The sequence below is a fragment of the Streptomyces guryensis genome, assembly GCF_021261325.1.
Lineage (GTDB): Bacteria > Actinomycetota > Actinomycetes > Streptomycetales > Streptomycetaceae > Streptomyces > Streptomyces guryensis.
This window is the reverse complement of the sequence record NZ_JAJSBI010000006.1, coordinates 232,797-246,092: the sequence shown is the minus strand read 5'-3', so window position 1 is coordinate 246,092 and position 13,296 is coordinate 232,797. Positions and strand designations below refer to the sequence as shown.

General features: G+C 69.4%; 13 protein-coding genes. 8 read left to right on the top strand and 5 right to left on the bottom strand.

The genetic code is table 11. From position 1 onward, the window contains the following. Positions 1-46 precede the first annotated feature (46 nt). Positions 47-2,089 (bottom strand): glycosyltransferase family 39 protein, encoded by a 2,043-nt coding sequence (locus LJ657_RS15090; protein ID WP_232649104.1) that lies wholly within the window; start codon positions 2,087-2,089, stop codon positions 47-49. A 211-nt stretch (positions 2,090-2,300) separates the two neighbouring features. Between LJ657_RS15090 and LJ657_RS15085 the strand changes: the two genes are divergently transcribed. After that, entirely contained in the window at positions 2,301-2,849 is a 549-nt protein-coding gene (locus LJ657_RS15085) for a CGNR zinc finger domain-containing protein (RefSeq protein ID WP_232649103.1), read from the top strand. Positions 2,850-2,866: 17 nt separating this feature from the next. Next, a complete protein-coding gene (locus LJ657_RS15080) occupies positions 2,867-3,316 on the top strand; it encodes a hypothetical protein (RefSeq protein ID WP_232649102.1) in 450 nt (149 codons plus the stop codon). 9 nt (positions 3,317-3,325) lie between these two features. On the opposite strand, the gene LJ657_RS15075 is transcribed toward LJ657_RS15080, so the two are convergent. Then, positions 3,326-4,357 (bottom strand): alpha/beta fold hydrolase, encoded by a 1,032-nt coding sequence (locus LJ657_RS15075; protein WP_232649101.1) that lies wholly within the window; start codon positions 4,355-4,357, stop codon positions 3,326-3,328. A gap of 225 nt (positions 4,358-4,582) precedes the next feature. Here LJ657_RS15075 and LJ657_RS15070 point away from each other — a divergent pair, with 225 nt between their 5' ends. The 5 genes from LJ657_RS15070 to LJ657_RS15050 all read left to right on the top strand — a co-directional run bounded on the left by LJ657_RS15070 (position 4,583) and on the right by LJ657_RS15050 (position 9,662). Then, positions 4,583-4,777: a hypothetical protein gene (locus LJ657_RS15070; RefSeq protein ID WP_232649100.1), complete on the top strand. Its 195-nt coding sequence runs from the start codon at positions 4,583-4,585 to the stop codon at positions 4,775-4,777. A gap of 24 nt (positions 4,778-4,801) precedes the next feature. Then, positions 4,802-6,379, top strand: coding sequence for a tannase/feruloyl esterase family alpha/beta hydrolase (locus LJ657_RS15065; protein ID WP_232649099.1), 1,578 nt, complete (start codon positions 4,802-4,804; stop codon positions 6,377-6,379). A gap of 80 nt (positions 6,380-6,459) precedes the next feature. Further along, positions 6,460-6,906 (top strand): Ohr family peroxiredoxin, encoded by a 447-nt coding sequence (locus LJ657_RS15060; RefSeq protein WP_232649098.1) that lies wholly within the window; start codon positions 6,460-6,462, stop codon positions 6,904-6,906. 44 nt (positions 6,907-6,950) lie between these two features. Continuing rightward, on the top strand, positions 6,951-7,757 hold the full coding sequence (locus LJ657_RS15055; protein WP_232649236.1) for an alpha/beta fold hydrolase: 807 nt from the start codon (positions 6,951-6,953) through the stop codon (positions 7,755-7,757). 234 nt (positions 7,758-7,991) lie between these two features. Then, complete coding sequence (locus tag LJ657_RS15050) at positions 7,992-9,662, top strand: hypothetical protein (protein ID WP_232649097.1); 1,671 nt, start codon at positions 7,992-7,994, stop codon at positions 9,660-9,662. Between the two features lie 15 nt (positions 9,663-9,677). Here the strand turns inward: LJ657_RS15050 and LJ657_RS15045 are convergent, their stop codons facing one another. From LJ657_RS15045 to LJ657_RS15035, 3 genes are all read right to left on the bottom strand, one after another. Beyond that, the gene (locus LJ657_RS15045) at positions 9,678-10,253 is read right to left on the bottom strand and encodes a DUF6817 domain-containing protein (RefSeq protein WP_232649096.1); all 576 of its coding nucleotides are present in this window, start codon (positions 10,251-10,253) and stop codon (positions 9,678-9,680) included. 124 nt (positions 10,254-10,377) lie between these two features. Further along, a complete protein-coding gene (locus tag LJ657_RS15040; RefSeq protein WP_232649095.1) occupies positions 10,378-11,484 on the bottom strand; it encodes an endonuclease/exonuclease/phosphatase family protein in 1,107 nt (368 codons plus the stop codon). Continuing rightward, on the bottom strand, positions 11,481-12,137 hold the full coding sequence (locus LJ657_RS15035) for a M15 family metallopeptidase (RefSeq protein WP_232649094.1): 657 nt from the start codon (positions 12,135-12,137) through the stop codon (positions 11,481-11,483). The genes LJ657_RS15040 and LJ657_RS15035 overlap by 4 nt, the downstream gene beginning before the upstream one ends. A gap of 233 nt (positions 12,138-12,370) precedes the next feature. Between LJ657_RS15035 and LJ657_RS15030 the strand changes: the two genes are divergently transcribed. After that, entirely contained in the window at positions 12,371-13,123 is a 753-nt protein-coding gene (locus tag LJ657_RS15030; RefSeq protein ID WP_232649093.1) for a phosphotransferase family protein, read from the top strand. Positions 13,124-13,296: the final 173 nt, after the last annotated feature.

The window sequence follows — 13,296 nt, the reverse complement described above, 5'->3', positions numbered from 1 at the left end:
CCCGGACGTCCCCCGGTACGCCTACCGGGGGGACCGATCCGGGGTTTCAGTGGTGACGCCTCCGGTGGGCGGCGGTCCGGTGCTCATGCCCGTCCGACGTGGCGGATGTCGGCGCGCAGTCGTAGACAGGGAACGTCTGGTGGGGCATCCGGGTGCAGTGGCCGCGTACCCAGTGCGCGGCCGCGCGGCCCGGGGCGGTCGGCGCGCCGCCGAGGACGACGTAGCGCAGCCTGCCGGTGGCGATCAGGTTGCGGAACTCGGCGTTGGTGGGTGTGGGGGCGGCGCCGGTGAAGCCGCCCATGGGGAGCACCTTGGCGCCTGCGAAGAGGATGTAGGGGGAGGCCGAGCGCCAGCTGGTCGTGGCGAAGACGAAGGTGGCATGGCCCTGGTGGTCTTTCATGGAGGCCAGGAAGCGCTGCTGTTCGAGGGTGAGTGCCGTCTGGTGGGCGTACCTGACTGTGTTCTTGTGCGGCTTCGTCGCACGGGGGGAGCTGTCGCCCGCGGCCGGGTCGTGCGTCGAGGCGCGCGTCCTGGCCCGGTCGTGCCGGTGGTGATGCCAAGTGGAGACCGGTCCGGCCGCGCCCATGCCCGAGTGGCCGTACTTCGGGTCCAGGACTGTTGACGCCCAGGCGGCGGACGGCAGCAGCATGCCCACGATGACCGCCACCACGCCCAGTATCGCGATCCGGGAGGGCGCCCGCCGGCCGGTGGTGCGAGACAGTGCGAGCAGCAGCAGACCTACGGTTCCCGCAACGATCGCGGCGGGTGCCAGCCAGGGCAGGAACGAGTACCGTGTCGCGATGAACGCGGACCATGCCACGGTGCTGACCGCCGCCGTCGGCAGTGCCCAGGAGCGGGTCCGGTCGCCGCGCCGCCAGGCCCGCCAGAACTGCACGATGCCGCCGCCGAACAGCGCGGCGAGCGGGACCGCCACCACTCCCATGTAGTACGTGTGGGCGCCGACCGCACCGGCGCTGAAGACCAGGAAGTACGTGGCCAGCCATACGCCCCACAGCAGGAAGCCCGCCCGCAGCGGATCCGTACGGTGCCGGCCGCGCAGCCAGACCAGGCCGCACACCGCAGAGAGCGCCGCCACCGGGTAGAGCCAGCCGACCTGGGAGGCGAGCGACGGGCCGAGCATCTTGGCCCACAGGGCGGCGGGCTGGCCTGCTGCGCCGGAGTGTGCCGGTGCGGTGCCGGCCATGGTCGTCGCGGCGACGCTGCCGGTGGCCTTGGCGCTGATGCCGAGGCCGGAGAAACGGTTGAGGAAGTTGTATCCGATGACCTGGCTGAACGCCGAGTTGTCGGTCGTGCCGTCGATGAACGGGCGGTCCTGGGCCGGGGTCAGGGTCACCAGGACCATCCAGGACGCCGACGCCGCGATGCATACCGCTCCGGCCGACGCCAGGTGGATCAGCCGGCGGCGCAGCGTCGCCGGGGCTGACACCAGGTAGAGCAGGCCGAGTGCGGGCAGCACCGCCCAGGCCTCCAGCATCTTGGCCTGGAAGCCGAGGCCGACCCACAGCCCGGCCATGAGCAGCGGACGCAGCCGGGCCTCACGGGCAGCGCGCAGCGTGGCGTTCGCGGCCAGCAGGACGCACAGGGTGAACGCGGGGTCCTCGACCTCGGTACGGAACATGCCCGCGACCACGGGAGTCAGTGTGAACACGCCGGCGGCGAGGAGTCCCGCGCTCTCCCCCGCCCACCGGCGCACGGCGCGGTGCAGCACGGCGACGCTCAGGACGCCCTCGATGACCTGCGGCAGTGTCAGTGCCCACGGATGGAAGCCGAAGATCCGCGCGGACAGGGCCTGCGGCCAGAGGAAACCCGGGAGCTTGTCGATGGTGATCGTGTCGGCCGGGTCGAACGAGCCGAAGAGGAAGCCCTTCCAGCTCTCCGTCATGCTGCGCGCGGTCTCGGAGTAGAACGAGTGGTAGGTGCTGTGCTGGATGTCCCAGGTGAACAGCACCGTCGCCGCCAGCATGATCGCCCACCAGGCCAGTCTGGCGTTGAGCCCCTTCCTGCGCGCAGGCGGCGGGCCACCCGTGCGCTGGACCGACCTGATGAGTTCTGAGGTGGTGGCCCCCATGGACGAACCTTCCCAAACGCGCGTCAGCCGTACGACGTTCAAGAGGGCGACGACACCGCTCGGGATGCCTGGGATCGGGTCGCATTCAGGTGAAAATCAGGTGTGCCGCAGCTGTACGACTGGTGCCGGTCAGCTCTTGGCGGCAGGAACTGGGTCTCCCTCGATCACCGCGCCTGTTGCACATCCATGAGTCACCCGCCAGTATGGTTACGTGAAACATGCTTTTCCCTGCGGGACGCTCCCTTTGGACTTCGTCGGCACCTTGCGTGCGCGACGCAACGGCGAGCCGAGGGAGAAGCTCGCCTCCCCCGAGCTGCTGGACGCCTGGTTCCTGGAGTCCGGGATGCTCGATCTGGCGCCCGGGGCCGGCGAGGCCGACCTCTCCATCGCCGTGGAGCTGCGCGAGGCGATCTACTCCCTGGTCGCGGCCCGGATCGACCGGCGGCCGTTGCCCGCCGAGGCGGTCGCCGAAGTGAACCTGCAGGCTTCGGGTCTCCCGGTCACTGTGCGGCTCGGCGCCGACGGTGCGACCCGTACCGGCACGGCTGTCCAGGGGCTCGCCGCCCTCGCCCGCGAGGCCGTCGAAATCATCGGTGGTGACGAGGCGGCGCTGTTGCGCGAGTGTTCCCGTCCCGAGTGCACCCAGGTCTACCTCGACCGTTCACGAGGCCATCGACGGGAGTGGTGCGCCATGCGGACCTGCGGGAACAGGGTCAAGGCCGCCGCTTACCGGGCACGTCAGCACAGCGCGAAGAGCTGACGTGGGGGAGTGGGGTCGTGAGTAGTCGATCAACCGCCTCACTCCGAGCGCGATACGTCGAACAAGCCGTGTCGGATCTCGCGGAGAACCGCCGCCGACAGAACGAACTGGCCGAGAAGGCCAAGATGTTGAAGCAGGAGGAAGCCCTCCTCATGGACATCCTTAAGCTCGCCGAACGGTACGAGGAGACGAATCCTTCTCCCGAGCCCCCGCCTCGGCACCAGCCCCCATCCCGGCCCGAGCAGCTCAGAGAGCTCCTGGTCGAACTTCTCGGCACCCACGACCAGCCGAGGTCGGCGAGAGTCCTACGCGACGAGCTGGTGCAGCGGCACCCGGACCGCGCGCCCACTCCGCAGGTCGTGCGCAACGCCCTCGAATCACTTGTCGCGAAGGGGCGGATCCGCCGCCACAAGCAGGAGCGCGCGGTGTCGTATTCCCTTTCAGGTTCAGGGCGTGCGGTGCGCTGACCTCCTCCGTCAGAGGCGGTCAGCGTCGACGACGGCCTTGGCGAAGGCCGCCGGCGCCTCCTGCGGCAGGTTGTGGCCGATGCCGGTCAGCGTCCGGTGGTCGTACTTGCCGGTGAACTTGTCGCGGTACACGGACCCGTCGCCGGGCAGGGTGAAGGGGTCCTTCTCGGGGTCGAGGGTGATGGCCGGCACCGCGATGGGCGGTGCCGTGGCCAGGTTCTCCTCGTAGCGGTCGTAGCGGCTTTCACCGTCGGCGACGCCGAGCCGCCAGCGGTAGTTGTGGATGACGACGGCGGCGTAGTCGGGGTTGTCGAAGGCGGCGGCGGTGCGCGCGAAGGTGGCGTCGTCGAAGTCCCAGGTCGGGGAGACGAGATCCCAGACGAGCCGGGTCAACTGGAGGCGGTGGTCGTGGTCCTCCATGGCCTTCTTGCCGCGTTCGGTGGCGAAGTAGAACTGGTACCACCAGGTGTGCTCCGCGGCCGCCGGGAGCGGTTCGAGCTGGGCCTTGCGGTCGGTGATGAGGTAACCGCTCACCGATACCAGGGCCTTGACGCGCTCGGGCCACAGCGCCGCGAGGATGTCGCCGGTCCGTGAGCCCCAGTCGAAGCCGGCGATCACCGCTTTGTGGATCTTCAGAGCGTCCATCAGCGCGATGATGTCCAGCGCGATCGCCGACTGCTGCCCGTTGCGGAAGGTGCGGGAGGACAGGAAGCGCGTCGTGCCGTGACCGCGGAGGTAGGGGACGATCACGCGGTAGCCCTCGGCCGCCAGCAGGGGAGCGACGTCGACGTAGCTGTGGATGTCGTACGGCCAGCCGTGCAGGCAGATGACCGCCGGGCCGTGGGCGGGGCCCAGTTCGGCGTAACCGACGTTCAGCAGACCGGCCTTGACCTGTTTCAGCGGGGGGAAGGCGGTGTGAGTGCCCGGTGCGGTCGAGGAGGCCGGGGTGGCGCTCGAAACTCCCTGCAGGCCGGCCAGTGAGACGGCGGCTGCTCCCGTGCCCAGGCCCATGGCCGTGTTGAAGGTACGCCTGTTGATCATCTGAAGCCTTCCGTTCAGCGGGGCAAGTTCCGTGCGACCGCGACGAGTTCCACGGCAGGGTGACTCTGGCACAGCGAGCATCACCTGTCAAAGGGGTTACGAGGAGATATGAGTAACCGATTTGAAGAGTGACGAGACTTGTGGGGGTGGACGTCACCTGTCAGAGTGGTTACGCGGCCGGTGGTGGCCGACGAAGAGGTACTGATGAAGAAGTGGAGTGCGGCCATGAGCAAGGAATCCACGACGGACCCCGCCTCGGCAGTACGGCGCGCCCGGTACGGCAGCCTTCCCGAGCGCATCCGTTTCGAGGAGATGACCGAAGAGGTGGAAGCCGACCGCAGCGGCGGGGCGACGGCCTCGTACGACCCCGCGGGCTCCTGGAAGTACTACTCGTGCCTGGCCCTGGACCTGGGGCTGTAGGAATTGAACTCGGAGCGAAAACCAATGAGACGACTTCTGGCCTTGTTCGCGGCAGGAGTGCCGCTGGCGGCGACCATGTGCCTGCCGGCCGGCGCCTCCGCGGCCGGCCGAGACACCTCCGCCGCCCCCTTCAACTGCTCGACCGTCTCCGTGCAGGCCCCGGCCGGTACCGCGGTGGAGTCCGTGACGACGACCCGCCAGGCGGGCGGCACCGTGAACGGGACCGGCATTCTGGGCGGTTCGGTCTCCGGCGTACCGGCCTACTGCGAGGTGACCGTCACCCTCACCCATCCCGGCGACGGCGACCACGCCAACGTGCGGACATGGCTGCCCGAGCAGGCGTGGAACGGCCGTTTCCAGGCGCTCGGCGGCAGTGCCTACGCGGCCGGGGACAACGGCGTCGGCCTGGGTACGGCGGTCAAGAACGGCTACGCCGCCGCCACCACCGATGCGGGCGTGGGCGACGTCCTGGACACCGGCTGGGCGCTGAACAGCGAGGGGCGGGTCGACACCGCGCTGCTGAAGAACTTCGCAGACCGCTCCCAGCACGAGATGGCGCTCGTCGGCAAGCAGGTCGTCGACGAGGTCTACGGCAAGGCCGCGGCCTACTCCTACTGGAACGGCTGCTCCACCGGCGGACGCCAGGGCTACATGGAGGCCCAGCGACACCCCGACGACTTCGACGGCATCCTCGCCGACGCCCCCGCCGTCAACTGGGACGAGTTCGAGGTCGCCACACTGTGGCCGCAGGTGGTGATGAACGAGACGAAGACCCGCCCGAGCAGCTGCGAGTTCAACGCCTTCAACCAGGCTGCCCTCAACGCCTGCGACAATCTCGACGGCATCAAGGACGGACTGGTCTCCGACCCCGAGCGGTGCGACTACGATCCCCGCCACCTGATCGGCACCAAGGTCGTCTGCGCCGGCAAGGAGGAGACCGTCACGGCGGCCGATGCGGCCGTGGTGCGCAAGATCTGGGACGGCCCGCGGACCGCGTCGGGCCAGAGGCTGTGGTACGGCCTGCCGGTCGGCGCCGACTTCACGTATCTCGCGGGCGACGCCCCGTTCTCCGTACCAGCCGCCTGGGTCGCGTCCTGGGTGAAGAAGCAGCCCTCCTTCGACACCTCGAAGCTGACGTACGACCAGTTCACGCAGGTGTTCAGGCAGTCCCAGGACGAGTACGACAAGCTCATCGGCACGGATGACCCGGACCTGTCCGCCTTCCGTGACGCCGGAGGCAAGCTCCTCACCTACCACGGTCAGGCCGACCAGCTGATCCCCACTCAGGGCACTGTGGACTACCGCGAACGCGTCGTGCGGAAACTGGGCGGCTCACACCGGGTCGACGACTTCTACCGTCTCTTCCTCGCTCCGGGTACGGCCCATTGCGCGCTCAAGGGCACGGTGGACGACCTCGCCGCTCTGACCAAGTGGGTCGAGCAGGGCAAGGCACCCGGGACACTCACCGCGTCCCTCACCAACGCCTCCGGCCAGACACTCACCCGCGACCTGTGCCGCTACCCCCTGATCTCCCACTACAACGGCCAGGGCGCCCCAGCCGACACGGACAGCTTCCACTGCGTACCACCGCGCCGGCACTGATCGACGCCCCGGCATCAGACGTCTCAAGCAACCTTCCCACCACTTCCCGACACATCCCGACCCAAGATGGGGAACCTGTCATGGCAGTCAGCTACACAGCCGTCGTCGACGTCACCGGTGAGGGCCGCAACGGCGGCACCGTCCGCTCGCAGGACGGCCTCCTGGACCACAACCTCGCCATCCCCAAGGAACTCGGCGGCGCAGGCAACGCCACCAACCCGGAACAACTCCTCGCCGCCGGATGGGCGGCCTGCTTCCTCGGCGCGCTGCGCCGTGCCGCCGCCACCCGCAGGATCACGCTCACCAGCACCGCCATCACCTCCGAGATCACGCTCACGCACGGCGACGACGGTGAGTTCACCCTGTCCGCCACGCTCAACCCCACGCTCGGCGGCGTCGACGAGGACACCGCCCGGGAACTCGCCGAGGCCGCCCACCAGATCTGCCCGTACTCCAAGGCCACCCGCGACAACATCCCCGTCACGATCAACGTGGCCACGGCCTCCGGGAAGGGGGAACTTCGGTGAAGAGCGAGAAGGGTACGAAGCGTGTGCGCGGACGGCGGTTCGTCATGGCTGCCGCGGTGACGGCCATGGCGGGTGTCGCGGTCGGTACGTTCGCCGTCACCGCGAACGGCGCGTCACGGCCGGAGGCGGCGGACCGGCGGGCCAGGCCGACCATCGTCCTGGAACACGGCGCCTTCGCCGACGGCTCCAGCTGGGGCGGTGTGATCGAGAGGCTGCACGCCGACGGCTACTCGGTGGTCGCGGCAGCCAACCCGCTGCGCGGTCCGCACAGCGACGCCGCCGCCCTGCGCACGGTCCTCGACCACATCAAGGGCCCCGAGGTCCTTGTCGGGCACTCCTACGGCGGCTCCGTCATCAGCCAGGCCGCCACCGGCGACCCCCAGGTCAAGGCCCTGGTCTACGTCGCGGCCTTCCTCCCGGGCCCCGGTGAGAACGCCCTCGGTCTGACGAACAAGTACCCGGGCTCCACTCTCCCGGGCGCCCTCGACCCCGTTCCCTACACCAATGCCGACGGCACCACCGGAACCGACCTCTACATCAAGCAGGACAAGTTCCGTCACCAGTTCGCCGCCGATGTCCCGGCGAACCAGGCCGCCCTGCTGGCCGCCGCCCAACGACCCATCGCGCAGGCCGCGTTGGAGGAGAAGGCCACCGCCTCCGCCTGGCAGTCCAAGCCCACCTGGGACATCGTCACCACCCAGGACCTCAACATCCCCGCCGCCGTACAACGCTTCATGGCCCGGCGTGCCCACGCCCACACCACCGAAGTCGCCGCTTCCCACTCGGTGGCCGTCTCACATCCCGGCCTCGTCGCAGATGTCATAGAGAAGGCGGCACGAGCCACGCGCTGAGGCTTCTCCGCCAATGCACGCGGTTGCTCCGCCCGCCCTCTCGGCGGACGGAGCAACCGGCATGGTTCACGGTCCACGAGGACGGCAGGATCACCGGCCGAGTTCGATATCTCCGCCCTGCACACGCCAGGCCTCAACCCTCCTGTCGGACAGCGGAGTTCATGCACACTTACTGATGCTGTCCGAGCTCGGTTGTCGTCAGAGGGATCAGCGGCCGGAGGTTGTCCAGTGGCCATGGAAGATCCGAGCGATGCCTCATGGGAACAGGTCCGTGAAGGCATCGAGGCCGTGATCGCGCGCTGGGACGAGGCACTGGCACGCGTCCCCGACGAGAGGGCGGCACAGCGCACCGTCCGCCGGTATCTCGTGGACTTCGTGTTTCCCCGGGCCGGTGGTTCCCCGCAGGAGGGCGCAGAGTTCCTGTTCCTGCTGGTGCGGCGGTTTGCCGAACTGGAGCGAACCGGTGACGGCCTTGCCGTCCTTGAGTGGATCGCCGAGTTGTACGCCGGTCATGACGATGCCGATGTGGCGGTGCCCGCGCTCGTGGCTCTGGCCGACGTGGCCGTGACACTGGCATCGCACGACGACGGCCCGGCCCGTGCCGTCGCGGTCCTGAACCGGGCGGCGGACCAGGTCGCCCCACAGGCTCACCTGGCGATCCAGCGAGCGGCGTGCCGAGCGGTCGCCCATGGAGCCTTCCTCACCGCCACGGCCCCGGTGGCCGACGGAGACCGGGGTATCAGGCAGCAGGCCGAGCCGTGGCGCACACTCCTCCACCGCTGGTCGGGCAGCGGGGACGTGATTCTGCGCTGGCGGCTCGCGCAGGCGCACTTCCACATCGGCCTGGTCCACCTGCTGTTGGGGGAGGACGCGGCGGCCGACGACAGGTTCGCCGGTGCGACAGCGCAGTGGAACGGCTTGGCTGTCGACGCCACCGTGGCCGAGGAGCTCGACACCGAGTACTTCGCCCGGGGGGCGTACGCGCGCCGCATCCTTCGCGCCGTCGAACTCCCGAGCCGCGCGGCGAACCTCACCGCGGAGTCGCTGACGAGGCCTGCCGCGAACCGCTGGGACAGGAGACGCGAGCGCCATCAGGCGAAGGAACTCGTCCGCGCCGCGCAGCACCGGCACAGGAGGTCGGTGGGCGAAGTGAAGCGCTGGTGCTGTTGTGGACAGCCCTTCGCGCTGCTTCTGCGCAACTTCGGTCTGTTGGAGTGGACGGTCCGTCAGCCGGGGTCGGATGACACGGGTGGACGTGGCTTCCACCAGGTTCAGACGTTCACCTATCAGCGCCGCGGCGACCACGTGGTACGAGAGCTGGGACGCGAGGTCCCCATCGTGCAGGTGGCCACCTCGCAATCGGCGGGGCTGGAACTCGACTCCTGGCGATTCCACGGAGAACCCCTGGCCCAGGCCCAGCTCTACCTCTCCAACGACAGCTGGTTCGAGACGGTCACTCATCTGGTCACCCTCGCGGAAACCATCATCATCTGGGCCGAAGGCATGACCCCGGCGCTCGCGCAGGAGATGGCTGCCGTACGGGCCCAAGGACGCACGCACGACGCGGTCGTTCTCATCGAGGAACTGGACGACGACCCCGCCCAACGGGCCCCGATCGCCTTCGCGCTGGCGCAGCAGATCGTCGGTGAGGACCGTGATGACTATGAGGCGGTGCAGTCATTGGCGAAGGACCTGATGCCACAGGTCAGACCGTCACGGAAGCAACTCACACCTGAGTCCCCGGACCTCGCCGGATTCCCGCATGTGGTGGACCTCCGCCAGGCCCTCCCGTCGGACAGCGCACAGCATCCCGCTGTTCTGGCCAGGCGGCGGCATCACCAGGCGCTCTGGGAGCTTCCCTGGGACGAACGGATGGCGCGTTTGTCTGAGCGGCTTGGCACATGACCGCGGCGGCGGACCCTACGGCAGTGGTGCCAACTGCCGCTCGACGGCGTCCCGAGCGGCAGGGGACAGCAGCGGGCCTGCACGTTTGAGGAAGCCGTACAGTCCCGGGCCGTGCTGCTTGGCCAGTTCCGCGTTGTGCGTCAGTACGTCGAGTTCGTTGGCGGCGGTGAGTTCGAAAAACGCCCGTAGTGCGGCAGGGGAGGGGTGGTGCTCGCGGCCGGTGAAGCGGTCCCGGAAGGTGACCGCCGTGGTGCCGTCGACACGTGGGTAGACCGTGGCGCGGTCGCAGCCGGCGTACAGATACACCAACGCCTCCGCCGGTTCACCGATCAGGGCGACGAGCGTCGCCCTTTCCGTGAGGGGGAGCAGCGTCGGGGCGAAGCCATCGGTTCCGTAGGCCGCGTGACAGAGCCCCGCGGCCTGGAGGGCGGGGCCTGCTTCCCATACGGCCAGCAGCCCCTGGACGCGCAGCAGGTGTGCGAGCAGCGTGCCGCCCGGATGCGGCAACTGGTCGGCGCCGTGACCGCGCAGGAATTCCTCGATTGCCGCCTGAGTCTCTTCGCTCAGGCGGTGTTGCCGGTCCGGTGCCATGGACGGATGTCCTCTCAGGCGGGGTGATCTCGGACTGTCGGTGCGGCTTTTCGTCGTGCGGTCGCCGGGGGCGGTACGGCGGCCGCGCAACGCAGTGTAGGAAGACCGGCCTTCTGCGCCGTGTTCACCAGCTGATTCCGGCCGCCACCGGCAGATGGTCGCTGCCGGTGGCCGGCAGCACCCACGAGCTCTCCGGTTCCACGCCGCGCACCAGGATCTGGTCGATCCGCGCCACCGGGAACGTCGCCGGCCAGCTGAATCCGAAGCCGTCCCCGGCCGCAGCCTGGGCCGAGCGCATCTGCGAGGTGATGCCGGTGAACGCGCGGTCGTCCATGGTGCCGTTCAGATCGCCGAGCAGCACCACGCGTTGGTTCCGCTCGGCGGCGATGGCCTTGCCGAGCGCCTGCGCGTTCCTGTCCCGCGAGCCGGTCGTGAAGCCCCCTCTGGGATTCACCCGTGCCGAACCCAGGTGGGCCGCATACACCGCCAGCGGGCCCCGGTTCGTGGCCACCGTGGCGCGCAGCGCCCGGTTGTCGACCAGCTTCACGTCGGCCGGCTTGGTGGCCGCCAGCGGCCCGTAGTCCGTCTCGATGTCGACGGGCCGGGTGTCCGACAGCGGCAGCTTGCTCCACAGCCCGACCGTACCCAGCACCGTGTGGTACCGGTACGCCTTCGACAGTCCCTTCTCGTACGCGCCCCGGGCCTGCGGGGTGATCTCCTCCAGGGCCAGCACGTCCGCGCCTGAGGCGGCCACGTCACGGGCGGTGCCGGCCGGGTCCGGGTTGTCGGCGCCGACGTTGTGGCTGGCCACGGTGAGGTCGCTGCCCGGGTGGGACTTGTCGCTGAGCATCCCGCCGAAGAGGTGCAGCCACACCGTCACCGGCAGCAGCAGTGCGACCCCCGCGGAGATGGAGCGGCGCCACACGGCCCCGGCCAGCAGCACCGGGATGAACAGGCCGAACCACGGCAGGAAGGTCTCCACCAGGCTGCCGAGGTTCCCGATCCGGTTCGGGATCCTTGCGTGCAGCAGCATGAGCAGGCCGAGCAGCAGCCCCAGTGCCGCGAGGACCGGGCCGCGCTTCCAGGGCCCTTGCCGGGAGACGATGCGGATCGCCCGCCCGATCGGCGTGCGCCAGGTACCGGAGCCGGTGTCCCCGCGACCGGCGCAGCCCTGTCCGGTCTCCGCCGTGTCCACCTGCGCCATCGTCTGTCCTCGCTCACTGCCGGTCATCGCTGCATCCTCGGGTCCTCGGTGGGGTCGGCATACATGGGCGGGCAGCCACGATCGATCGCACTGGGGCGCAGCTCGTAGTGCCACGGTTCGTTCCGGTAGATCTGGCACAGCCCGTACTCGGCACCGTGCTCGGACAGCCACGCCGTCGCGTCGGGGTGCCCGAGGTCGACCGCGTTCCCCGACACGTGAGGGGACGTCACCGCGGTGGCCACCCATCGGGCGGCCTCGTTTTCGGACCCGTACTCGGCGACCGCCCGGCGAAGAAGCTGATTCTGGTACTCCCGGGAACGCCAGCCGCTGTTGACGTAGAACCGGACTCCGTCGTCCGCGGCAGCCGTCGCCGCCCGGCGCAGGGCCTTGAGCAGGCCCGGATCGAGCTTGGCCACCGCCGGAACCGCGTCGTCGAAGAGCGTCACGCCGTCGGGGACGACACCGTCGGCCTCTCCCAACGCGCCACTGTGCTCACTGCTTTGAGCGCCCGAAGGTAATGCGGCCGACCGGGGCGAGAGGGACGAGGAGGACGACGACTTCCGCACCTGGTAGCCGAAGGCCGCGGCGATCACCGCTATGACGACTACCGGGCCGACGACCAGCGGCCGGTAGATCCGGCGGCGGCTCGTCGCGTGTGCCGATGGTGGGGTCCGAGTCATTCCACCAGTCAAGGCAGCAGGCTGTTGCCGGCCCGTATGCGCTTTTCGATATGTCGACGATATGCGCCGACTCGCAGCCCGCCTTCAGGACTCGTGGCAGAAATGGTGGGCTTGGCCTGGTCAGAGGTCGGTGTCGTGCACGAGGGCGTCGGGTGGCGGCGCGCGGCCAGCCGCTTCATCGCACGCGATAAACCCGGCGACGTGGGCATTCATCCCGGGGATACTGGTCGCCCATGGATGAGGTCGAAGTCGTCGTCGCCCATTCCGAGCGTGCGACTCTGCGCGTCGGCGACGTGTTCCTGAAGGTGGACGCCGATCAGGCGCGTATCGACGTCGAGGCAGAGGCGATGGCCCTGGCGCCGGTCCCGACCCCGGAGGTCCTGTGGCGCAAGCCGCATGTGCTCGCGATGGCCGCACTCCCGGGGACGACGCTCGGGCGGCTCGGCGGGCCGTCGACCGGGTCGCCGGCGGCGTGGGCCGCGGCGGGCGCCGCCATCCGGCAGCTGCACGACGCGCCGCTGCCGGCCCGGCTGGGCCGGGCCGGCCGGAGCAGCGTCGCGCTGGCGGCGGAACTCGACGCCGAGTGCGAGTTGCTCGTGACGGACGGCGTCCTGCCCGCCGACCTGGTCACCCGCAACCGCCAGGTGGCCGAGGCCGCGCTCCGGCCGTGGACTCCGGCGTTCACGCACGGCGACCTGCAGATCGCGCATGTCTTCGTCGACGGCGACGAGGTCACGGGCATCATCGACTGGTCCGAGGCGGGCCGGGGCGACGCGCTGTACGACCTCGCCACCTTCACGCTCGGGCACGAGGAGCACCTCGACGACGTGATCGCCGGCTATGGCACCGACACCGACCTCGACCTCGATGTGATCCACGCGTGGTGGTCGTTGCGAAGTCTGCTGATCGTTCGCTGGCTGATCGAGCACGGCTTCGACGCCTTCGCGCCGGGCTGTGAGGTCGACGTGCTGAGATCCCGGATGTGAGTCATACCCGGACCGAAAGCCGGCTTCTGGGGCAGGTACTCCCGGCGGATCCCGTTCCCGAAGGTCCTGAGACCTCCCTTGGCCGGGAGTCGTCGATTGCCTTTCCTGCCCCGCGGAGCGGGAGTCAGTGTTCCCTCAGCGAGTGACCCCCGAGGAGTGCAGACATGGTCGGT